A 22,239-nucleotide genomic window follows, 5' to 3' on the forward strand; every position below is an offset into this window, starting at 1 on the left:
ATCGTGGGGTGCGACGGTCATCGTCGTGGTTCCTTTCGAGATGGATGTGAAGAGTTCTCTCGAAGGATCACGCGGTGACCGTCGCTACGTCCGCAGCGACACGGTCACCCGATCCGTACACCACGCTATTGGACGCAACCCTCCCGCGAACACCACCACCGCCCGTCGAAGTCAAGCCTTCCGAAGAACCGGGCGGACCGGGGCATCCGCATGCCAAGATGTGGAAATGACGGTGCCTTTCGCGACATCCGCCAGATCGTCGGTCGGGTTGGAGTGGGAGATCATGCTCGCCGACGGCAAGACCGGCGACCTCGTGCCGCGCGCCCCCGACGTGCTCGAGGGTCTCGCCGACAACACGCGGCATGAGCGCTACACCGTCACCGGCGAGCTGCTCACCAACACCGTCGAGGTCACGAGCGGAATCGGCGCCACGGTGGCGGCCGCCGTCGACGACATCGCGGATGCGATCGCCGCCGTGCGCACCGTGACGAACCCGCTCGAGGTCGAGCTCCTGTGCGCGGGCAGCCACCCGTTCGCGCAGTGGTACAAGCAGGGCATCACCGACAAGACGCGGTATCACAAGCTCATCGAGCGCACGCAGTGGTGGGGCCGCAACATGATGATCTGGGGCATCCACGTGCACGTGGGAGTAGACGACGTCAAGAAGGTCTTCCCGATCATCAACGCGCTCTCGATCTACCTCCCCCACCTGCAGGCGCTGTCGGCGTCTTCCCCGTTCTGGGCCGGCGAGCGCACGGGGTACGCCTCCAACCGCTCGCTCGTCTTCCAACAGCTGCCGACCGCGGGGCTCCCGTGGCCGCTCGACAACTGGGCGCAGTTCGAGGGCTACCTCGACGACATGATCCGCACGGGGGTCATGGAGGATGCGACCGAGGTGCGGTGGGACATCCGCCCCGCCCCCCGCTGGGGCACCGTCGAGGTGCGCGCGTGCGACGGGATGTCGACGCTCCCCGAGCTGGCCGCCGTGGCCTCGCTCGTCCAGACGCTCGTGGAGCACTTCTCGCGTCAGCTCGACGAGGGCCGCGAGCTGCCGCGACTGCAGCCGTGGTTCATCCGCGAGAACAAATGGCGCGCAGCCCGCTACGGCCTCGAGGCGCGCGTCATCGTCGACCGCGACGGCACCGAGAGGCCCGTACGCGAACACCTGCGCGAGACGATGGAGATCCTCGCCGACATCGCCGTCGAGCTCAAGTGCGCACGCGAATTCGCGGGGCTGGAGCTGATCCTGTCGCAGGGCGCGAGTTACGCACGGCAAGTGCTGGTGGCGGATGCGGCCGACGGCGACCTGCGCGAGGTCGTGATGCACCTCATCCGCGAGTTCCGCGCCGGCCCCACGCTGCGCGAGCACCTCGCGAACTTCAGCATCTGACCCGCGCGGCCGCGGCGCGCCGCGCGCCGCGCGCCCCGCGCCGCGCGCCCCCCGAAGACGCCGGTTGCCCTCGCCCGGAGTCGACGTCGGGTTCTGAGCGCAGGAGATGTCGCGAGCGCAGGAGCGAGCCGCCGCATCCGTCCTGCCCCCGAACCATCTCCTACCTCCGGCAGGAGTTCAGGATGCAACTCGGCGTCACGCGGCGCGGTGGAGTCCTTGGGCCACGGCCGTGAGCACGGTCCGCTCGACACTCGACCACTCGTGGATCACCTGCTTCCAGTCGAACCGGAGCACCGTGAACCCGAAGAGCGCGAGACGCGCATCAGCCTCGATGTCCCTCCGGCGCTCGTGCGCCGTGCTGTGGTGTGCGAAGCCGTCCAGTTGCACCACAAGTCGCTCCCCGATGAGGAAGTCGACTCTGCGGCCGTCGAGCACCACCTGTTGACGCACCTCGAGCCCGAAGGCGGAGATGCGGGAGAGGAAGAGGGTCTCCAGACCCGAATCGCTCAGCGATGTGGCCAACTCCGCGAGAGCCGCCGCTCGAGGGCTCCCCCACTGGATGCGAGCGAGCATCCGACCGTCGACGAGCCCCTTGTTGAGCGCGGACTCCCATACCACCAGGGCGTCCTCGTGAGGCATACACCGAGCCACATGGAACAGCATGTTCATCGGCGGATCTGCAATCGCGTACCGCGCAACGGGCGCGGGACCGACTGCCCAGTGCACGACGAGTCGCTCCGAGCCTCCCAGACGGGACGCCGTCGGCTTGACCGCGATGTGCACGCCGTCATGTGCGGGCACCCACAGGCCCGAACGCCGCGCGGCGGTCACGCAGCTGACCCTCCCACCGGCGGCGATGGCAGCGAAGACCTCGGGATCAGCACTCGCGCCGACGAGCCAGCTCCTCCGTACGCGGTGTACTCCCGCGTCCACAGCTTCGGCGATCGCGCGCCCCGAGAATCCCCGTGCGCGCGCTTCGGCAGTGTGCGCGACACCACCGCGCTGCTCGAGCCACCTGATTACGTGCTGTGCGGATGCCACAGCATCAGAGTGCCCAGTGCGGCACCGTCATCCGCCACAAGGATCCACGATGTGGACGGCCCGCTCCTACCCCCGGGTGGGGAGGAGTCGGCGCAGACGCCGAGAAGCTGCGAGCGCAGGAGATGATCCGGGCGTAGGACGTGGCGTGCGCATCCGTCCTACCGGCGCACCATCTCCTACGTAGAGCACGGACCGCCGCGAACGCGGGCCGCCAGTCGCGTGACCCCGCGCCGGGGCGCGCTCAGCGCCGCCCGAGCAGCTTCTGCAGCTCGGCGAGCTCCTCGGCCGACGGCGTGCCACCCGCCGCACCCGCTCCCGCACCGGGCCCGCCGAGGCCGAAGCCCGAGCCGGTGGGCTGGGCAGCGGCCTGCGCCGCGAGGCCGGCGTTCTCGGCCGCGCGCTTGGCGGGGTTGCCCGAGCGCGAGCCCTGCTTGCGGTTCTTGCCCTTGCCGCCGCGCTTCGAGGACGCGCCGGGGCGACCGGCACCGGGGATCGGACCCATGCCGGGGATGTTGGGCACTCCCCCGCGCGCGACGGTCTTCATCATCTTCGCGGCCTGCTCGAAGCGCTGCACGAGCTGGTTGACGTCGGTCACGGTGACACCCGAGCCGCGCGCGATGCGCAGGCGGCGCGAGCCGTTGAGCAGCTTCGTGTTGCGGCGCTCCGCCGGGGTCATCGAGCGGATGATCGCCTCGGTGCGGTCGATCTCGCGCTCGTCGAAGTCTTCGAGCTGCTGCTTCATCTGGCCCATGCCCGGCAGCATGCCGAGCATCTTCTTCATCGAGCCCATCTTGCGCATCTGCTGCATCTGCTCAAGGAAGTCCTCGAGCGTGAACTGCTCGGTCGCGAGCTTGTCGGCGACCTTGCGCGCCTCCTCCTCATCGAACGCCTGCTGAGCCTGCTCGATGAGGGTCAGGATGTCGCCGAGGTCGAGGATGCGCGACGCCATGCGGTCGGGGTGGAACGGCTCGAGGTCGTCGAGACCCTCACCGGTCGACGCGTAGATGATCGGGCGACCGGTCACGGATGCGACGGACAGCGCCGCACCGCCGCGGGCGTCGCCGTCGAGCTTCGACAGCACGACGCCGGTGAAGTCGACGCCCTCTTGGAAGGCCTTCGCCGTGTTGACGGCGTCTTGACCGATCATCGCGTCGATGACGAACAGGACCTCGTCGGGGTCGGTGGCCCTGCGGATGTCGGCTGCCTGCTTCATGAGCTCGGCATCGACGCCGAGTCGGCCGGCCGTGTCGATGATGACGACGTCGTGCTGCTGCCGACGAGCGACCTCGACGCCGTCGCGGGCGACCTTGACGGGATCGCCGACGCCGTTGCCCGGTTCGGGCGCGTAGATCGCGGCGCCGGCACGCTCGGCGACGACCTGCAGCTGGTTGACGGCGTTCGGGCGCTGGAGGTCGGCCGCGATGAGCAGCGGCGTGTGTCCCTCCTTCTCGAGCTGGCGCGCGAGCTTGCCCGCGAACGTCGTCTTGCCGGAGCCCTGAAGTCCCGCGAGCATGATCACGGTCGGCGGGTTCTTCGCGAACTGCAGGCGGCGCTGCTCACCGCCGAGGATCGCGACGAGCTCCTCGTTGACGATCTGCACGACCTGCTGCGCCGGGTTCAGCGCGCGGTTGACCTCGTCGCCGAGCGCCCGCTCGCGCACCTTCGCGGTGAAGTCCTTGACGACCGGAAGCGCGACGTCGGCGTCGAGCAGCGCACGCCGGATCTCGCGGACCGTGCCGTCGACGTCCGCGGGCGAGAGCTTGCCCTTGGTGCGGAGGTTGCGGAAGGTCTCGGTGAGCCGATCGGAGAGCGTGCCGAAGGTAGCCATGATCCGGCAAGTTTACGCGAGCGAACCCTCGTCCCCGCTCTGGGGCTCAGGTCCGAGCTCCTGGAAGAGCGTGAGCTGAAGATCGGCCCTGCCGCGCAGGCGTGCGTTGAGCGATCGCCACGGCGTGACACGAGCGGTTGCCTCGACCTCGGCGCCGGCATCCGCGAGTCGTTCCTGTGCAGCCGCCGTGTCGTCGACCTCGAGGGCGATGCGGATGCGGTCGCTGCGGCCCCCGTCGGTCTCGACCCGGTCGATGAACTCTACCTGCGCGGGGTTCGAGAGCTCGAGTGTCGCGCGGCCGGCGTCGAGAATCGCGACGCGCGCGCCGCCCTCCGCCTCGTACGCCTCGGCCTGCGGCATGCCCACGACATCGCGGTAGAACGCGAGCGCCTCCTCGAAGTCCTCGGCACGTGCCACGACCCTCAACTGGCGCACGTCGCCCCGCGACGCGACGGGCACGCCGCGCGCCGCCACGTCGAGCGCCCGAGCGAGGAACTCGCTGAGCCGGGTGCGGCCGGGACCGGCATCCGCCCACTCCCACACCGCCGCGAGTACCGCGCCGGCGAGCGCGGCAGCCTGCACTTCCGCGGTCAGGTGATCGGCGCCCATGCATGCGAGGCGTTCGGCGATCGCCCGCGCGAGGCGCGCCTGCCGGACCGCCCGCTCGCGGATGAGCTCGTCGGCGATTCCCATCGCGTCGGCGTTCGCGACCGCGAGCGCGAGGCTGTCGGGAGCGAACCCGTCGGCGATGGACTCGAGGACCGAACGCACCGGCTCGTCGCCGACCGTGAGCGCGCTCGAGGCCGCGTCGATGCGCTCATCGAACGTCGCCCACAGGATGTCGCCCTTCGAGGCGAAGTAGTTGAAGAAGCTCGAGCGGCTGACGCCGGCGCGCGTCGTGATGTCGGAGACGGAGGTCTCGGCGTACCCGCGCTCGAGGAAGAGCTCGCAGGCGGCTTCGGCCAGGGTCTCGCGGGAGGACGCTCGAGGACGGCCGGTGCGGGATGCGGAGTCGGAAGGCGCCATCCGTCCAGATTAGACAGGCCGGCGGTCCACGAGGATCCGGGTCTCACTGCGGTCGAGTCGCTCGCTCGGTGTCCCATCGGCGCGCGATCTCGGCGCAGTCGTCACGGCGATCGGGCGGCACCACGAGGACGAGGCGCCCGTCGTGGTCGCTGTACTGAACGAGGATGTCGATGTCGGCATCCGCCACCCGCCGTGCGAACCGGCCGAGCTCACCCGGTGCCTCCTGGTCGAGGCGCAGCATGACGACCGGCGACACCGTCGCACGGCCGAGCCCCGCGGACGCGAGGGCGGACGCGGCGCGCTCGCCGTCGGCGACGAGGTAATGCGCCACACCGACGCCGCCGTGCGTGAAGACTCCGCCGCCCTCGAGACTGACCCGGGCGGCGCCGAGCACGGCCCCGAAGTCGGCGAGCGCGCCAGGCCGCGCCGGGAGCTCGATGCCGAGATCGACGAAGCCGCTCATGACGACATCGCCCCCGACGGCACAGCGTCGACGACAGTGACCCGAAGCGAGATCCGGGTGTTGAGCGAGTTCGCGATGTAACACGTCTCGTGCGCGCGGCGAGCGGTCGCGACGACCTCGGCGTGATCCGTACCGGGCGCGACGTGCACCGTCGGGGCGAGGACGATCGAGCCGACGCGCGCCGGTGTCGCCGCGAGGTCGATCGTTCCGCGGGCGTCGTCGACGTAGCGGAGAACCTCGATTCCGGAGCGGTTCGCCACCGCGAGGAACGAGAGCAGTTGGCACGAGCTCGCCGCCGCGACGAGGAGCTGCTCGGGATTCATGAGCCTCCCGTCGCCGCGGAACGCCGGATCGGCGCTGAGGCGCAGCACGGCCTCGGCGGGCGGAGTCCATACGGTGTGGGTCCGGTCGTACGCGGCGTACGGGCCGTCGGTCGACCCGGTCCACGTCGTGAGTGCGCGGTAGGTGTGCTCTGTCATGCCGCGACGATAGGTCGAGATCGTTTCGGCCCGCGCCGAAGTGTGCGCGACTAACGTCTGACGCATGGCGAAGGACTTCACCGTGATCGGTCGCGCCCTCGCGACACCCGCGAGGTCCGACATGATCAACGCCCTCATGGACGGTTCGTCGCGGCCCGCGAGCGAACTCGCCTCCGCCGCGGGAGTGTCGCCCGCGACGGCATCCGAGCATCTCGCCGTCCTGACCGACGCCGGGCTCGTCACCTGCACGCCGCGCGGTCGACGCAGGTACTACCGGCTCGCCGACGGAGCCGTCGCGTCAGCTCTGGAGCACCTCGGGAACCTCTGCCCGGATGCGCCGGCGGTCACGTACCGGCAGTCTCGCGACGCGCGCGCCCTCGCCCGGGCGCGGTTCTGCTACGACCACCTCGCAGGCCGGCTCGGAGTCGCACTCACCGACGCGATGATCGAGGCAGGGTGGCTCGACGAGGCCGACCTGGCACCGACATCCGCCGCGCCCGCAGCCTTCGCCGAACGCGGCATCGACCTGGAGACCCTGCCCGCACGGCGCCGCATCGCCCGCCGGTGCGCCGACTGGACGGAACGCAGGGCTCACCTCGCGGGTGCGCTCGGGGCCGCCGTCGCCGCACGCTTCCTCGAGGCCGGCTGGGTCGCGCGCGTTCCGGAGGGACGCGGCCTGCGCATCACGCGCGACGGGTGGATCGCGCTTGAGTCTCAGTGGGGCGTGCACCGCGATCGGCTCACAGCCGACGCGTGACGCGGGCGCGCGCATCCGGATCGCCCCGGTCGTGTCGTCGCGTATTGTTGGACGCGATCCAATAATCCCACGAGCGAAGGAGCACGATGCTCGACATCCTGCCCGCGGGGCTCGCGCCCGACTACGTCCCCTACCTCGAGGGGTGGGAGCTGCAGCGCCGCATCCACGCGGACGTCGTCGCGGGTGATCGCCCCGACACTCTCATCCTCCTCGAGCACGAGTCCGTCTACACCGCGGGCAGGCGCACCGAGGCGCACGAGCGTCCGACCGACGGCACCCCCGTGATCGATGTCGACCGCGGCGGCAAGATCACATGGCACGGTCCGGGCCAGCTCGTGGGCTACCCCATCGTCCGGCTCCCCGAGCCGGTCGACGTCGTCGCGCACGTCCGACGACTCGAGCGACTGCTCATCGACGTGCTGCGGGAGCACGGCGTCGACGGATACCAGGTCGCAGGGCGCAGCGGCGTGTGGGTGCGCCGCCCCCTCTCGGAGGACAAGGTCGCCGCGATCGGCGTGCGCGTCGAGCGCGGCGTCACGATGCACGGGTTCGCGGTGAACTGCGACAACTCGCTCGCGGCATTCCGCGGGATCATCCCGTGCGGCATCACCGACGCGGGCGTGACGACGGTGAGCGAAGTCGCGGGCGCGCATGTCTTCCCCGCCGACATCGTCGACACCGTCTCGCGGGTCTTCGCCGCCGAGTACGCGGGGGTGACCGCGTGAGCGCCACTTCTCCCGAGGGGCGACGGATGCTGCGCCTCGAGGTCCGCAACGCGCAGACGCCCATCGAGCGCAAGCCGGAGTGGATCAAGACGAAGGCGAAACTCGGACCCGAGTATCAGGCGCTGCACTCGCTCGTGAAGAGCGAGGACCTGCACACGGTGTGCCAGGAAGCCGGGTGCCCGAACATCTACGAGTGCTGGGAGGACCGCGAGGCGACGTTCCTCATCGGCGGCTCGCAGTGCACGCGCCGATGCGACTTCTGTCAGATCGACACCGGCAAGCCCGCCGAGTACGACACCGACGAGCCGCGACGCGTTGCCGAGAGCGTGACCCGGATGCAGCTGCGGTACGCGACCGTCACGGGCGTCGCCCGCGACGACCTCCCCGACGGCGGAGCGTGGCTCCACGCCGAGACGGTGCGGCAGATCCACGCGCAGAACCCCGGCACGGGCGTCGAGATCCTCGCGACCGACTTCAACGGCGACCCCGCCCTCCTCGACGAGGTCTTCGACAGTCGCCCCGAGGTGTTCGCCCACAACGTCGAGACCGTTCCGCGGATCTTCAAGCGCATCCGGCCGGCGTTCCGCTACGAGCGCTCGCTCGGCGTGCTCACCCGGGCCCGCGACGCGGGGCTCATCACGAAGTCGAACCTCATCCTCGGGATGGGCGAAGAGCCCGAAGAAGTCGTGCGGGCGCTGCAGGATCTCCACGACGCCGGCACCGACATCATCACGATCACGCAGTACCTGCGACCGACGCCGCGCCACCTGCCGGTCGCCCGGTGGGTCAAGCCGCAGGAGTTCGTGGAGTTCAAGGAGGAGGCCGAGCGCATCGGGTTCCTGGGCGTGCTGGCCGGACCCCTCGTGCGCTCGTCGTACCGCGCGGGGCGCCTGTGGGCGACGTCGATGATCGCGAAGGGCCGCGACATCCCGCCGCACCTGGCGCACCTCGCGCAGGACATCGCCGCCGAAGGGGCGTCGTTCGCTCAGGCGGTCTAGTCCGCGCTCGTCACCGTGAGCACGTCGCCCCCGGAGTCGAGGTTGACGAGCAGCACGTCGTCGGTGGCATCCGGATCGAGTGCGTACTCGAGCACCGCGAACGGGTCGGCGCCGCCGTGCTCGTCGGCGAGGATCGTCATGCTCATGAGCTGCAGCGAGCGGATGACGTCGATGTGCGTGTCGCCGGAGATGTCGATGAGCATGTCCTGCAGGTCGTCGCCGAGCGTCTCCTGCTGCTGGAGGATGTACTCGGTGACCTCGCTCGTGCGATCGCCGAGCTCGTTCACCATCGCGTTGCGGGCGCTGCGGTCGATCGTCTCGAGCGATGAGATGAGCGCCGCGGCGACGTCGAGGGCCGCTTCGGACACGTCGTCCTGGTCGGGAGCGGTCAGGTCGACCGTGACCGTCTGGTCCCCGAGCTCCACGTTCTCGGACCAGAAGATCGACCCGTCCGGCCCCGACTCGAGAAGGCCGAAGAAGTCGTGCTCGATCGCCATGACCCCATGAAACCAGCCTCTTGCCCGGTGCGATAGTCCGACGCACCCGTGGGAGGAAACGCGTCCGGGATCGGTCGGCGAAGGACCCCTATTCGACGAGCGAGGCGGCGAAGACGTGGGGCGTGAAGCCCGTGAGATCGCCGATGCCCTCACCCTGTCCGAGCAGCTTCACGGGGATGCCCGTACGCTCCTGGACGGCCAGCACGAAGCCGCCCTTGGCCGAGCCGTCGAGCTTCGTGATCACCAGGCCCGTGACCCCCGCGTGTTCGAGGAACGCCTGCGCCTGCATGACGCCGTTCTGCCCCGTCGTGGCGTCGAGCACGAGGAGCACTTCGCTGATCGGCGCCTGCTTCTCGATGACCCGGCGGATCTTGCTCAGCTCGTCCATGAGCCCGCCCTTGGTGTGCAGGCGGCCGGCGGTATCGACGAGGACGATCTCGGTGCCGGTGCGCTTGGCGTACTCGATGGTCTGGTATGCGACGGATGCCGGGTCCTGACCCTCCTGCTGGGGGCGCACGATCGCGGCGCCGCCTCGCTCCGCCCACGTGGCGAGCTGGTCGACCGCGGCTGCGCGGAACGTGTCGGCAGCCCCGACGACGACCGACCGGCCGTAGCGCTGGAGGAACTTCGCGAACTTGCCGATCGTCGTGGTCTTGCCCACGCCGTTCACGCCCACCACGAGCACCACCGCGGGCCGCTCGGTGAGCTTGAGGGTCGTGTCGAACTTCGCGAAGTGCTCCTCGAGCGTCTCGACGAGCATGCGCTTGAGGTCGCGCGGGTCGGTCGTGCGGTAGCGGTCGACCTTGTCGCGGAGCTCGTCGACGATGCGCTCGGTGATGTCGGGGCCGAAGTCCGCCGTGATGAGCGCTGCCTCGAGGTCTTCCCACGTCGTCTCGTCGATCGTCGGCTTCACGAACATGCCGCGCAGGGCGCGGCCGAGCGACCAGGAGTTCTCCGCCATGACTCCAGCCTAGGCGGGCGAAAGGAGGGAACCCGCGCACGCGCGCACTGCTGCCGGCGAACACGAGGCGCCGAAGGCGTGCCACGGATGCCGCATCAGGACGCTGCGCGCTCGCGCACGCGCTGGCCGACGACGGCCGAGACGCCGTCCTGCCGCATCGACACGCCGTACAGCGCGTCGGCGATCTCCATCGTGCGCTTCTGGTGCGTGATCACGATGAGCTGGCTCGTCTCGCGCAACTGTTCGAAAACCCCGAGAAGTCGGCCGAGGTTCGCGTCGTCGAGCGCCGCCTCCACCTCATCGAGGATGTAGAAGGGGCTCGGCCGTGCCTTGAAGATCGCGACGAGCAGCGCGACCGCCGCGAGCGACCGCTCGCCGCCGGACAGGAGCGACAGGCGCTCGATCTTCTTGCCAACGGGACGCACCGAGACCTCGATGCCGGTCGTGAGCGGCGACTCGGGGTCGGTGAGCGAGATCGAGCCGCTTCCACCGGGGAACAGCACCGGGAACACCTCGCCGAAGGCCGCCTTCGTGTCTTCGAACGCCGCGAGGAAGATCGACTGCATGCGCTCGTCGAGCTCCTCGATGATCGTGAGCAGATCCTTGCGCGTCTGCGTCAGATCGACGAGCTGCTCGGTGAGGAACTTGTGCCGCTGCTCGAGCGCCGCGAACTCCTCGAGGGCGAGCGGGTTCACACGTCCGAGCTGGGCGAGCTTGCGCTCCGCCTCCTGCAGGCGGCGCTGCTGGCGCGCCCGGTCGTACGGCTCCGTGGCCGGCGGACGATCGGATGCCGCATCCGCACCCTCTTCGTCGGACGCGGGCGCGCGCGGCGCGTCGTCCACAGGAACGGGTTGGTCGGGACCGTATTCCGAAACGAGAATATTCTCGTCGAGCCCGAGCTCCGACTCCGCACGTTCGAGCAGGCCGGTGACGTGCAGGCGCTTCTCGTGGATCTGCAGCTCGAGTCCGTGCACGCTCTCGGTCAGCCGGGCGAGGCGTTCGCGCACGTCCGCCTCCTGACGACGCAGCTCGGCGAGCTCGGTCGTCACAGCGGTGCGCGCCGACTCGGCCGTTGCCAGCTCGACACGGGCCTGAGTCACCGATCGATCGACGGAGTCGAGGATGGCGGGAAGCTGCGACACGACCTGCTCGGCGAGCTCGCGCTGCGCACGGCGGATGACCGCGCGGCGCGCCGCGGCGGCTGCCGCCTCGCGCTCCCGTTCGCGCTGCCGCTCGAGCTGCGCGACGCGCGCCTCGCCCGCACGGATGCGCTCGCGCAGGGTCTCGACGTCGAGGCGCGCGCGCATCTCGGCGTCGCGAGCCTCCTCGAGCGCCGCGAGCACGCCCTCGCGCGCCGACGCGTCGAGGATCGGACGCGGTGCTTCGAGCGCCGCCGCGAGCTGCTCGTCGGCGACGCGCGCCGAGGCCTCGGCATCCGCGACCGCCGCCTGCGCCTGCGCGAGTCCGGCTGACAGGCGCTCGCACTCGGCGACCGCGGCCTCGTGCCGGACGGTCGCCCGGTTGACCTGCTCGGTGTGCGCGGCCAGCGCCGCGTCGTGGGCGCGAAGCGTCTCGAGCGCGGTCTTGGTGCGCTTACGTGCGCTCTCGAGCTCCTTCGTCGCATCGGCGAGCGCCTCGCGCAGCGAATCGGCGACGACGGTGATCTCGTCACGCCGCTCCGCAGCCGCGTCGCGCTCCGCCGACAGCTCGAGGCGCGACCGAGAAGCGCCGGCGCCCGCGCGCAGCGAGTGTTCGGTGTGGACCTCGCCCGCCCGTGTGACGATGGTGACCGGTCCGCCGACCTCGGCGTCCGCGAGAGCGGGCCCGGCCTTGCGCGCGGCGTCCAGGTCCTCCGCGATGACGACATACGACAGGAGCCCGAGCACGCCGTCCGGCGCGGTGACGACGTCACGCGCAGGCACGACCCCGTGCATCCGCGGGAACGTCGGTGCCGTCGCCCCGGCATCCGCGATGACCATGTCGACCACGCCCGCGTCCGATCCGCGCACGCGCTCGGCGAGGGCGAACGCGTCGTCTCGTCCTTCGACGAGCACACCCTCGGCGAGCGGTCCGAGCACCGCGGCGATCGCCGCCTCGAAGCCGGGCTTGACCTGCACCGCGTCGCCCACGAGACCGCGCACGCCGGCGTGCCCCTCCGCGATGAGGGCGGATGCCCCGTTCTGCACGTCGAGCGCGCGACTCAGCGCGGCTGTCTGGGCAGTGAGTGCCTCGACCTCGCGCTCCGCCGCGTGCAGTCGATCGCGCAACCCGGCGACCCGGGCCTCCGCGTCGTTCGCGTCGCGCTGCGCGCGCTCGTACGCCGACGCGTACTCGGCCGACGAGCCCTCGGGCTCCAGGTCGGGGTCGAGGCCCGCGAGCGCCTCCTCCGCCTCGACGCGACGGGCGAGCGCCGCATCGAGCGCCTTCTGCTGCCGCTCGACGGCGGTGCGCACGGCGGCGAGGGCGGATGCCGCGGCCTCCGCCGTTCCGCGAAGCGCCGTGATGCGCATGTCGTGCTCCGAGACGAGCGCGCTCTGGGCTGCGATGTCGGCGTCGAGCGCGTCCAGCTCGGCGCGCGCGCGTGTGACCTCGCGCGCCGCATCCGCCGCCGCGTCCTGAGCCGCACCGAGGCCCGCGGCGATCTCGTCCACCTCGGCGCGCGCCTCGTCGATCGTCGCCTGCGTCACGGTCGTGTGCTCGCCGACGTCGTCCTGCTCGCTGTCGCCGAGGAGGGCGAGGCGCTGGCCGGCGAGTGTGTACAGTCCGCGCAGCCGCTCCTGCACGCGCTCGAGTCCGTGCAGCACGCGGCGGGCCTCGTCGACCGCCTCGGACTGCTGCTCGCGCTCGAGCCGCTCGATGCGCGCCCGCACGTTCTCGGCCTCGTCCTGCAGCACGAGCCGTTCGGTCGTGCGCTCCTGCTCCGACCGCGCGTGCGCCGCGAGCTGCTCACGCAGGCCGACGATCTCGTCGGCGAGCAGGCGCGCCTTCGCATCGCGCACGATCGCGGCGATCGTCGCCGCTTCGCGGGCGATCTCGGCCTGGCGACCCAGGGGCTTGAGCTGACGCCGCAGCTCGCCGGCGAGGTCGTTGAGGCGCGTGAGGTTCGCCTCCATCGCTTCGAGCTTGCGGACGGTCTTCTCCTTGCGCCGCCGATGCTTGAGGATGCCCGCGGCCTCCTCGATGAAGCCGCGACGGTCCTCCGGCGTCGCCTGCAGCACGCTGTCGAGTCGGCCCTGACCGACGATCACGTGCATCTCGCGACCGAGACCGGAGTCGCTCAGGAGCTCCTGCACGTCGAGCAGACGGCAGTTCTCGCCGTTGATCGCGTACTCGCTCGTGCCGTTGCGGAAGAGCGTGCGGCTGATCGTCACCTCGGAGTACTCGATCGGGAGTGCGCCGTCACTGTTGTCGATCGTGAGCTGCACCTCGGCGCGACCGAGCGGCCCGCGCGTCGCGGTGCCGGCGAAGATGACGTCCTCCATCTTGCCGCCGCGCAGCGTCTTCGCGCCCTGCTCGCCCATCACCCACGCGAGCGCGTCGACGACGTTCGACTTGCCCGAGCCGTTCGGGCCGACGATGCAGGTCACGCCCGGCTCGAACGCGAAAGTGGTCGGCTGGGCGAACGACTTGAACCCTTTGAGCGTCACGCTCTTCAGGTGCATGAATGCCCCTCCACCCCGTCGAACTACCGCTCAAAGGTACCTGAGCGAGCGCGCCGTCCCGTGCAGGCGAGCCGACGGGCGACGGATGCCGCGTCACGTGCATCCCATCGCCACGCGCTCCGGATCGCCGCATCCGATTTCACACGAATCTCGGAGATGTCCTTGACGTGAGTATCAGGTCGGCGCTAGCGTAACTCCTCGCGTCGAAGTCGAAAGGAGGTCACCGATGATGCACATGATCGCAGCCGGCATTGCCCCGGCCACGCACACCCCGTTCGGAGGGGTTGCTCCGGTGACTGGTTCCTTCGGCGCTGCACACTGCGCTGCGGGCTGACACCAGCCGCGCAGGAGGACTCTGCCCATCGGGCGCCTCGCCCCGCGCCATCCGCACTCTCGCGGACCGCCGCGCGGCCATCCTCCTGCTGAGCCCGTTCCACTCGCGCGCATCCGGCGCGCTTCCGCGCCCGCTTTCGGGCATCCATCCCGTCCTGCCTCGACCGAGGCTCCTTCTGGAAAGAGATCATCATGAACGACACGCTCGCCCGCGTTCGTCCTCCCGATACCGATGCGCTCCTGTCGACGTCGCTCTCCGACGTCTCGCGGCTCTCGCCGCTGGACAGGCTGGAGCTGCGGCTCGGTCTGTGGCTGCTGCTGCACAGCGGCCGCCGCAACGGGGCCGCACGCGACACCGAGGCACGCGCTCTGCTCCTCGAGCAGAACCGTGCGCGCACCGATCGCGAGCACGACGCTCTGCGCAAGCACGCTCTTCTCAGCGTGCGCTCGTGAGCCGGGGCCGCCGCGCCGGCGGCCCCGGCCCCATCCCCCGCTCCCCTGAACTTCGACGCGAGAACCGAGGACCATCATGATCACCGCCCCGGCTGGAGTCGCCTTCCGGTCCCTTGTCATCCCGAAGTCGATGGACGCCCCCGAGGCGGCCGACTTCACCGAGATGGTGCGCGTGCGCAACATCGTCTACCGCCAGATCTCCGGTCGTGACGACAACGACATCACGGCCGACGAGCTTCTGCCCTTCTACCAGCCCGATGAGTACGAGCTGCGCTTCGTGTGGTCCGTCGTGAAGGACGACGCGGTCGTCGGTCGCATCGGCGTCGACATCCCGCTCGAGGGCGGCTCGAAAGCGCTGTACTGGCTGATCGAGCTGCAGCGCGAGGTGTGGGGCCAGGGCATCGGCTCGGCCGCATACGAGTTCGTCGAGCAGGTGGCCCGTGAGCACGACCGCACCGTGCTCGAGTCGTGGGCGAAGCACCCCGAGGCCGCCGGACCGCGGCTCGACCCGCCCACCGGCTTCGGCAGCATCCCCCTCGACCACGCCGCACGCTTCTACCTCTCAAAGGGCTACACGCTCGAGCAGGTGGAGCGATTCAGCGAGCTCGACCTGAGCACGTCGCGTGACACGGTCGACCGACTCCTCGCCGAGGCGGCCGAGGTGGCCCAGGGCTATCGCGTCGTCGAGTGGTTCGCGCCGACTCCGCCCGAGTGGGCCGACGGCTACGCGCAGATGAAGGCGCGCATGTCGACGGATGCCCCGTCGGCCGGGCTGGAGATGCCCGAAGAGACCTGGGACGCGGCCCGCATCGCGAAGCACGACGAGCAGTACACCGCCTCGCAGCGCGTCATCCACGTGACGGCCGCCCAGCACATCGAGAGCGGGCAGCTGTGCGCGTTCAACGAGCTCGTGATCGGCAGGGACCGCACGGGCGTGACCCACCAGGAGGACACCCTCGTGCTCAAGGAGCACCGCGGGCATCGCCTCGGAATGCTCGTCAAATGCGCGGGACTGGTCGCGTGGCGCGACATCGCCCCCGACTCCCCGCGCGTCATCACCTACAACGCTGAGGAGAACCGCCCCATGCTCAGCATCAACGAGGCGATCGGCTTCACGCCGGTCTCGTACGAGGGCGCATGGAAGAAGGTGCTCGATGACTGACATCGCCACACACCCGCTGACGGTCGCCCGGTTGGTCGCACCCGCGTCGGTCGACGCTCCTGACGCGGGTCCGTTCCTCGAGACCGTGCGCCTGGCGAACGCCGTTTGCCGGCACGACGCCGGCCACGACTACCTCGACCAGGAGCCGGCCGAGATGCTGGGCCCCTGGCACCATCAGGAGGACTGGGGCCACTCGGGGTTCACGGTCGAGCGCGGCGGTCGCATCGTCGGCGCCGTGACGTCGGTCTACGCGCAGCGCGAGGACTCCGACACGCTCGAGTTCGACCTCATGGTCGACCCCGAGCGGCGGGGCGAGGGCGCCGAAGAGGCGCTGCTCGCCGCGCTCGAGGACGACGCGCGCCGACTCGGACGATCCGTGATCCAGACGTGGACGCTGCACCGCCCGGACCCCCCGACCCAGCCGATGCGGCCGTCGACCGGCTGGGGTGTGATCCCCGCCGACGATCCGCAGACGGTGTTCCATCTCGAGAACGGGTTCACGCTCGAGCAGGTGGAGCGCAACAGCGCGTTCGACCTGCACGGATCGTTCGACGTGGTGGAGCGGATGCTGGCCGAGGCGCTCGCCGCAGTCGGTGACGACTACCGCGTGGTGACGTGGACGTCGCCGACACCGGAAGAGCACATCGACAGCTTCGCGTACGTCATCTCGCGCATGTCGACCGATGTGCCCGCCGGCGGTCTCGTGATCGAGGAGGAGGTGTGGGACGCCGACCGTGTGCGCCGGCGTGACGCCCGCCTGCGCGATCAAGGCCTGACCGTCTCGGTCGCGTGCGTCGAGCACGTGCCGTCGGGTCGCATCGTCGCGTACAACGAGCTCGTCATCGGCGAGGATCGCACGGCGGCGACGCAGCAGTTCGGCACGCTCGTCGTGAAGGAGCACCGCGGTCATCGCCTCGGCGTGATCATCAAGTGCGCCAACCTGCTGCGGTGGCGCGGGATCGCGCCGGAGTCCCCGCGCGTGTCGACGTTCAACGCCGAGGAGAACCGTCACATGCTCGACATCAACGAGGCGATCGGCTTCGTGCCGGTCTCGTACGCGGGCGCGTGGAAGAAGGTCCTCGCGTGAGGGAGGCGGGCGCGACCGTGGGGTTCACGCCCACCGGTTACATCGCGGACCGGCAGAAGACGGTGTGATGGATGCTTCGGCTCACCCCTCGCGCGCGGGCCGGGGCATCCGCATCCGCTGGCACCGCGGGCAGTAGTGGCTCGAGCGGTTCATGAACGACACGCGCGCGATCGGACGGCCGCACCGCGGGCACGGCTCGCCGGTGCGGCCGTACGCGTTGAGCGAGTGCGCGAAGTATCCCGCCTGTCCGTTGACGTTGACGTACTGCGCGTCGAAGCTCGTGCCGCCCTCGGCGAGCGCTTTGTCGAGCACCGCGCGGGTCTCGGCGAGCAGCCTGTTCACGGCTCGTGTCGACAGTTCCTTCGCGGGGATCTCCGGATGGATGCGCGCCGCCCACAGCGCCTCGTCCGCATAGATGTTGCCCACGCCGCTCACGACCGTCTGGTCGAGGAGCACGCGCTTGATCGCCGAGTCCTTGCGCGCGAGGAGTGCCCGGAACCGGGCGTCCGAGAAGGCGGGATCCAGCGGGTCGCGCGCGATGTGGGACACCTGGCGCGGGACGGATGACTCGCCCCACCCGTGGCCGCCGGGCGCGGCATCCGGTGTGGGGATCAGCTCGTCGATCGCGAGCGAGCCGAACGTGCGCTGGTCGGCGAAGACGACCGACAGCTCTCCGTGCTCGGGGTGGTGGATGTCGAACCGGATGCGCTCGTGGCGCTCGGGCGCTGCGCCCGCCGGGCGCAGAAGGAGCTGCCCGCTCATGCCGAGGTGCCCCACGACCGCCTCGGTCGCCGGCGCGTGTTCGTCGCCGGCCGGCTCGAGCGCGAGCCAGAGGAACTTGCCGCGACGACCCACGGCCCGCACCGTGCGACCCGTCAGGCGAGACTCGAAGTCGACGGCCGAACCCGCGTGGCGTGTCAACGCGCGCTCGTCGAGCACCGAGACGCCGACGATCGTCGCACCCGTGACCGCGGGCGCGAGGCCGGATCGCACGACCTCGACCTCGGGAAGCTCAGGCACGCCCGCTGAGCTCTCTCCACGCGGTGAGCGCGGCCGCCATCTCGGCCTGCTTCTTGCTCGAGCCGGTTCCTTGCGCGGTGAAGTCGCCGACCTTCACGGTCGCGGTGAACGTCCGGTCGTGATCGGGACCTTCGGCGGTCACCGAGTACGACGGCGGCGTGCGGCCGGTGCTCGCGGCGAGCTCCTGCAGGCTCGTCTTCGGATCGATCGCCGCACCGTAGCGCTCGGGGTCGTCCAGGAGCGGACCGACCAGCCGGAGCACGAGGGCGGTCGCCGCATCCGCACCCGCCGACAGGTACGCGGCGCCGATCAGCGCCTCCATGGTGTCGGCGAGGATCGAGTCCTTGTCGCGGCCGCCGGTCATGTTCTCGCCGCGGCCGAGGAGGATGTGCTCGCCCAGCCCGATGCCGCGTGCGACCTCGGCGAGTGCGACGGTCGACACGACGGCGGCCCGCCGCTTCGCGAGCGAGCCTTCATCGAGCTCCGGATGCTGCGTGAACAGCCGCACCGTGACGGCGAGTCCCAACACCGAGTCGCCGAGGAACTCGAGGCGCTCGTTGTGCGGGATCTGGCCGTGCTCGTACGAATACGAGCGGTGGGTGAGCGCGAGCGAAAGAAGCTCGGGGTCGATCTCGACCCCGAGCTTCTCGGTGAGCGCTTCGCGCCCGGGAATGACGTCGGTCACGTCGTGCCGCAGGCGCGGATCAGACGTCGGCGACCTTGCGGCCCTTGTACTCGAGGAACAACTCGGTGCCCTGCGAGTCGGTCACGACCTTCGCGTGGTGGGGGCGGCTGTAGACGACCTTGCCGTTCTCGACGGTCTTGACCAGCTTCGGGGCCTCGGCCTTCCACTGCGCGCGGCGCGAGCGGGTGTTCGAACGGGAGACCTTCCGCTTCGGGGGGTTACCTGCCATGGCTAGCTCTCTTCTGTGTTCTCGACGTCGCGGCCCGCTGCGCGCGCTGCTTCATCGTGGTCTGTGGTGTAGTCCTGGAGCGCCGCCCAGCGTGGATCGATGGGAGCGCGGGGCTCTGACCCGGAGTTGTCGGCCAAACGCTCGCCCGTGGCCGGGTCGAGGCCGGGGCAATCCGGCTGACACACCGGCTGAAACGGAAGCGACAGGACAATCGCATCCCTGACCGGAGTTTCAAGATCCACGTGGTCGTCTTGAACCTCGAAGTCAGTTGCTTCCGCTCCAGGATACGCGAAAAGGTCCTGAAACTCGACTTGGACGACCTCGGCGACGTCGATGAGGCACCGTCCGCACACGCCGGTGTACTCGGTGTCGACGTGTCCCGTCGCGAGGATGCCCTCGTGCACGGACTCGAGCCGCACGTCGACGACGACCGGCTCACCCTCGGCGATGGACACGAGCCCCTCGCCCCACTTCTCCGGCGCGGGGAACTCGATCGAGTGCTCGCGCATCTCGCCGGGCTTGTGGGCGATTTCGCGAACAGGGATCACGAGAGGCCCCGAGAGATGCTTTTTCACGATCCACCATCGTACCGGCCGGGTGTCGGACGAGGGCCGGATGCGCACCGCCCAGCTCCCGAACGCGGAGCAGCGCGCAGCGCTCAGGAGTGCTCAGATGATGTCGCGCGCGCCCGTGTCGAGGAACCTCGCGACGGCGGCGGGAACGTACGGCGACACGTCGCCGCCGAGCGCGGCCACCTGCCGCACGAGCGAGCTCGAGACGAGGGCGTGCGCGGGGTCGGGCAGCAGGAACACCGTCTCGACGTGCGCGAGATGCCGGTTCACGATCGCCATCGGGGTCTCGTAGGCGACGTCGACCTGCGAGCGGATGCCCTTCACGAGCACGCCGGCGCCGACGTCGGTCGCGTAATCGACGAGCAGCCCCATGCTCCACGAGGCGACGATCACGTCGCCGTCGATGTCGTCGTCCTCGGCGATGGACTGCTCGAGCAGCGCGAGTCGCTGTGCGATCGGCAGCATGGCCTCCTTGTCGGGGTTGTGGACGACGAGGACGTGGAGCTGGTCGTAGAGGCGAGCGGCACGACGGATCACGTCGATGTGACCGAGCGTGGGGGGATCGAAGGAACCCGGGACGACGGCGATCCGGCTGTTCATGGCGACAGCCTATCGGCCGCACGGTGCGCGACCGGCCGTCGGTTCCGGTACCTGGAAATCACGCCTTGCTGAGAGCGGCGCGCTCCTGCATACCGACGCGGCGCTCGAGCGCCTGGGCGAGTCCCACGTGCCGCGTGAGCGCCGGATCGTCGTCGAGCACCGCCTCGGCGGCCTGCCTCGCGTGGGCGATGATGTCGGCGTCCTTGACGACGCGCAGCAGCCGCAGCGACGATCGCGCGCCGGACTGCGCGTCGCCGAGCACATCGCCCTCGCCGCGCAGCTCGAGATCCACCTCGGCGAGCTCGAACCCGTCGAGCGTCGCCGCGACCGCGTCGACGCGTGCGCGTGCGGGCGTGCCCTCGGGCGCCTCGGTGACCAGCAGGCACAGGCCCGGGATGCCGCCGCGACCGACGCGGCCGCGCAACTGGTGCAGCTGCGACACGCCGAACCGGTCGGCTTCGAGGATCACCATCGTCGACGCGTTCGGCACGTCCACACCGACCTCGACGACGGTCGTCGCCACGAGCACGTCGACGTCGCCGCGCGCGAACGCCTGCATGACGGCGTCCTTCTGGTCGGAGGGCATCTTGCCGTGCAGGATCTCGACGCGGATCGACGAGAACGACGGATGCTGCGCCAGCAGCTCCGCGACCTGCACGACGCCCCATCGCGTGCGCGGAGCCTCGCCCTCGACCTCCGCGACGGGCTCGTCTGCGGTGTCGTCCTTCGTCAGCGCCTCGGCGTCGATCGCGGCGCACACGACGAACGCCTGCCGCCCCTGGGCGACCTCTTCGGCGATGCGCTCCCATACGCGCGCGAACCACGCCGGGCGCTCGGCGAGAGGTGCGACGAATGTCTGGATGCCGGCGCGTCCGGTCGGCATCGTGCGGATCGTCGACACGTCGAGGTCGCCGAACACCGTCATCGCGACCGTGCGCGGGATCGGGGTCGCGGTGAGCACGAGCGCGTGCGGCGCCGAGCCCTTCGCGCGCAGCGCCTCGCGCTGCTCGACGCCGAACCGGTGCTGCTCGTCGACGACGACGAGTGCGAGGTCGGCGAACGTCGTCGTCTCGCTCAGCAGTGCGTGCGTGCCGACGACGATCTTCGCCTGGCCCGATGCCGCCCGGAGCGCGGCCTTCCGACGCTCGGCGGCGGGCAGCTGACCCGTCAGGAGAGTGGGCATCAGCTCGGGCGCGAGCTCGGGTCCGAGCATCCGTGCGATCGACCGCACATGCTGGGCCGCGAGCACCTCGGTCGGCGCGATGAGCGCCGACTGGCCCCCGCTCTCGGCGACCTGGAGCATCGCGCGCAGCGCGACGAGCGTCTTGCCCGAGCCGACCTCGCCCTGCACGAGCCGGTTCATGGGCCAGTCGCCCTGAAGATCGCGCGAGATGCGGTCGCCCACCGCGATCTGGTCGGGCGTGCGCTCGAACGGGAGCGCCGCGTCGAAGCGCTCGAGCAGCTCACCCGGCGGACGCGACGTGGCCGACATCGCGCGCACGAACGCCCGCTGCTGCAGGAGCGCCACCTGCAGCACGAACGCCTCATGCATGCGCAGTGTCGCACGCGCCTGCTCGACCTGCTCGATGAAGTCGGGACGGTGGATGCGCTCGATCGCGGTCCGCGCGTCGAGCAGCCCGTGGCGCGCGCGCAGCTCTTCGGGCAGCGGGTCGGGCACGTCGCCGAGCCCGTCGAGCACGAGGTCGACGATGCGCTTGATCTGCCAACTCGCGAGCGAGCCCGTCGCGGGATAGATCGGGATCGGCAGGTTCGCGTACGCCTCGGCGTTCAGTCGCGCCGCGTCTTCGTCGTCGAACAGCTCGTAATCGGGGTGCGCGAGCTGCTTGGCGCCCCGGTACTCGCCCACCTTGCCCGCGAAGATGCCGCGACGCCCGGGACGCAGGTCTTTCATGCGCCAGGACTGGTTGAAGAACGTGAGCGACAGGTCACCGTGCCCGTCGCTGATCACGACCTCGAGGATCGAGCCCTTGCGGTTCTGCATGCGCCGCTCGTTCGCGCGACGCACCTCGGCGACGATCGTGACCGGCTCGCCGACGGGCAGCGACGAGATGGGCGTCAGCTCTCCGCGGCGCGCGTACCGCCGCGGGTAGTGGGCGAGCAGATCGCCGACCGTCTTCATGCCGAACGCCCGCGCAAGCGCCGCCGACGTCTTGCCGCCCACGGCGCCGTCGAGGCGCGATTCGAGCGTGAGGGCGGGCATGCCCACGAGTCTATTCACCGCTTCCGACCCCTCGGCCGGGGCGTTTGTAG

The 22,239-nt window shown here is 70.4% G+C and carries 21 protein-coding genes; 7 read left to right on the plus strand and 14 right to left on the minus strand.

Going from position 1 to position 22,239, the window contains the following annotated elements:
• Positions 1 to 226: 226 nt before the first annotated feature.
• The gene (locus VNR19_RS11910) at positions 227 to 1,390 is read left to right on the plus strand and encodes a glutamate--cysteine ligase (protein ID WP_325727019.1); all 1,164 of its coding nucleotides are present in this window, start codon (positions 227 to 229) and stop codon (positions 1,388 to 1,390) included.
• 195 nt (positions 1,391 to 1,585) lie between these two features.
• On the opposite strand, the gene VNR19_RS11915 is transcribed toward VNR19_RS11910, so the two are convergent.
• The 5 genes from VNR19_RS11915 to VNR19_RS11935 all read right to left on the minus strand — a co-directional run bounded on the left by VNR19_RS11915 (position 1,586) and on the right by VNR19_RS11935 (position 6,227).
• Positions 1,586 to 2,008, minus strand: a complete 423-nt coding sequence (locus tag VNR19_RS11915; protein WP_325727021.1) for an endonuclease domain-containing protein — start codon at positions 2,006 to 2,008, stop codon at positions 1,586 to 1,588.
• Positions 2,009 to 2,672: 664 nt separating this feature from the next.
• Positions 2,673 to 4,259 carry a signal recognition particle protein gene (gene ffh, locus VNR19_RS11920; RefSeq protein WP_325727023.1) on the minus strand — a complete coding sequence of 529 codons (1,587 nt, stop codon included), beginning with the start codon at positions 4,257 to 4,259 and terminating at the stop codon, positions 2,673 to 2,675.
• Between the two features lie 12 nt (positions 4,260 to 4,271).
• Complete coding sequence (locus tag VNR19_RS11925) at positions 4,272 to 5,285, minus strand: TetR family transcriptional regulator (RefSeq protein ID WP_325727025.1); 1,014 nt, start codon at positions 5,283 to 5,285, stop codon at positions 4,272 to 4,274.
• A 43-nt stretch (positions 5,286 to 5,328) separates the two neighbouring features.
• Complete coding sequence (locus VNR19_RS11930) at positions 5,329 to 5,748, minus strand: hypothetical protein (protein ID WP_325727027.1); 420 nt, start codon at positions 5,746 to 5,748, stop codon at positions 5,329 to 5,331.
• The gene (locus VNR19_RS11935; protein WP_325727029.1) at positions 5,745 to 6,227 is read right to left on the minus strand and encodes an OsmC family protein; all 483 of its coding nucleotides are present in this window, start codon (positions 6,225 to 6,227) and stop codon (positions 5,745 to 5,747) included. The genes VNR19_RS11930 and VNR19_RS11935 overlap by 4 nt, the downstream gene beginning before the upstream one ends.
• A 64-nt stretch (positions 6,228 to 6,291) precedes the next feature.
• Between VNR19_RS11935 and VNR19_RS11940 the strand changes: the two genes are divergently transcribed.
• The 3 genes from VNR19_RS11940 to lipA all read left to right on the plus strand — a co-directional run bounded on the left by VNR19_RS11940 (position 6,292) and on the right by lipA (position 8,707).
• Positions 6,292 to 6,984 carry an ArsR/SmtB family transcription factor gene (locus VNR19_RS11940; protein WP_325727031.1) on the plus strand — a complete coding sequence of 231 codons (693 nt, stop codon included), beginning with the start codon at positions 6,292 to 6,294 and terminating at the stop codon, positions 6,982 to 6,984.
• An 86-nt stretch (positions 6,985 to 7,070) separates the two neighbouring features.
• Positions 7,071 to 7,709 carry a lipoyl(octanoyl) transferase LipB gene (gene lipB / locus VNR19_RS11945; protein WP_325727033.1) on the plus strand — a complete coding sequence of 213 codons (639 nt, stop codon included), beginning with the start codon at positions 7,071 to 7,073 and terminating at the stop codon, positions 7,707 to 7,709.
• Positions 7,710 to 7,735: 26 nt separating this feature from the next.
• Complete coding sequence (gene lipA / locus VNR19_RS11950) at positions 7,736 to 8,707, plus strand: lipoyl synthase (protein ID WP_325727173.1); 972 nt, start codon at positions 7,736 to 7,738, stop codon at positions 8,705 to 8,707.
• Here the strand turns inward: lipA and VNR19_RS11955 are convergent.
• From VNR19_RS11955 to smc, 3 genes are all read right to left on the minus strand, one after another.
• Positions 8,704 to 9,204: a DUF2004 domain-containing protein gene (locus VNR19_RS11955; RefSeq protein ID WP_325034067.1), complete on the minus strand. Its 501-nt coding sequence runs from the start codon at positions 9,202 to 9,204 to the stop codon at positions 8,704 to 8,706. The two genes, lipA and VNR19_RS11955, sit on opposite strands and share 4 nt — an antisense overlap.
• Positions 9,205 to 9,292: 88 nt before the next feature.
• A complete protein-coding gene (gene ftsY, locus VNR19_RS11960) occupies positions 9,293 to 10,165 on the minus strand; it encodes a signal recognition particle-docking protein FtsY (RefSeq protein ID WP_325727035.1) in 873 nt (290 codons plus the stop codon).
• Positions 10,166 to 10,260: 95 nt separating this feature from the next.
• Positions 10,261 to 13,827: a chromosome segregation protein SMC gene (gene smc, locus VNR19_RS11965; protein WP_325727038.1), complete on the minus strand. Its 3,567-nt coding sequence runs from the start codon at positions 13,825 to 13,827 to the stop codon at positions 10,261 to 10,263.
• Between the two features lie 525 nt (positions 13,828 to 14,352).
• Here smc and VNR19_RS11970 point away from each other — a divergent pair.
• The 3 genes from VNR19_RS11970 to VNR19_RS11980 all read left to right on the plus strand — a co-directional run bounded on the left by VNR19_RS11970 (position 14,353) and on the right by VNR19_RS11980 (position 16,862).
• Positions 14,353 to 14,613: a hypothetical protein gene (locus VNR19_RS11970; RefSeq protein ID WP_325727040.1), complete on the plus strand. Its 261-nt coding sequence runs from the start codon at positions 14,353 to 14,355 to the stop codon at positions 14,611 to 14,613.
• A gap of 76 nt (positions 14,614 to 14,689) precedes the next feature.
• Positions 14,690 to 15,775 (plus strand): GNAT family N-acetyltransferase, encoded by a 1,086-nt coding sequence (locus VNR19_RS11975; protein ID WP_325727042.1) that lies wholly within the window; start codon positions 14,690 to 14,692, stop codon positions 15,773 to 15,775.
• Complete coding sequence (locus VNR19_RS11980) at positions 15,768 to 16,862, plus strand: GNAT family N-acetyltransferase (protein WP_325727044.1); 1,095 nt, start codon at positions 15,768 to 15,770, stop codon at positions 16,860 to 16,862. Before VNR19_RS11975 ends, VNR19_RS11980 begins: the two co-directional genes overlap by 8 nt.
• A gap of 81 nt (positions 16,863 to 16,943) precedes the next feature.
• Here VNR19_RS11980 and mutM read toward each other — a convergent pair whose 3' ends face one another.
• The 6 genes from mutM to VNR19_RS12010 form a co-directional block, all read right to left on the minus strand.
• On the minus strand, positions 16,944 to 17,882 hold the full coding sequence (mutM, locus tag VNR19_RS11985) for a bifunctional DNA-formamidopyrimidine glycosylase/DNA-(apurinic or apyrimidinic site) lyase (RefSeq protein ID WP_325727046.1): 939 nt from the start codon (positions 17,880 to 17,882) through the stop codon (positions 16,944 to 16,946).
• Entirely contained in the window at positions 17,875 to 18,567 is a 693-nt protein-coding gene (gene rnc / locus VNR19_RS11990; RefSeq protein WP_325727048.1) for a ribonuclease III, read from the minus strand. The genes mutM and rnc overlap by 8 nt, the downstream gene beginning before the upstream one ends.
• A gap of 19 nt (positions 18,568 to 18,586) precedes the next feature.
• On the minus strand, positions 18,587 to 18,796 hold the full coding sequence (gene rpmF, locus VNR19_RS11995) for a 50S ribosomal protein L32 (protein WP_179489820.1): 210 nt from the start codon (positions 18,794 to 18,796) through the stop codon (positions 18,587 to 18,589).
• A 2-nt stretch (positions 18,797 to 18,798) separates the two neighbouring features.
• Positions 18,799 to 19,305: a YceD family protein gene (locus VNR19_RS12000; protein ID WP_325727175.1), complete on the minus strand. Its 507-nt coding sequence runs from the start codon at positions 19,303 to 19,305 to the stop codon at positions 18,799 to 18,801.
• 159 nt (positions 19,306 to 19,464) lie between these two features.
• Positions 19,465 to 19,968, minus strand: a complete 504-nt coding sequence (gene coaD, locus VNR19_RS12005) for a pantetheine-phosphate adenylyltransferase (RefSeq protein ID WP_325727050.1) — start codon at positions 19,966 to 19,968, stop codon at positions 19,465 to 19,467.
• A 58-nt stretch (positions 19,969 to 20,026) separates the two neighbouring features.
• Positions 20,027 to 22,189, minus strand: coding sequence for an ATP-dependent DNA helicase RecG (locus VNR19_RS12010; protein ID WP_325727052.1), 2,163 nt, complete (start codon positions 22,187 to 22,189; stop codon positions 20,027 to 20,029).
• Between the last annotated feature and the right edge of the window lie 50 nt (positions 22,190 to 22,239).

The organism is Microbacterium sp. (assembly GCF_035556355.1).
In the GTDB taxonomy this organism is placed as follows: domain Bacteria; phylum Actinomycetota; class Actinomycetes; order Actinomycetales; family Microbacteriaceae; genus Microbacterium.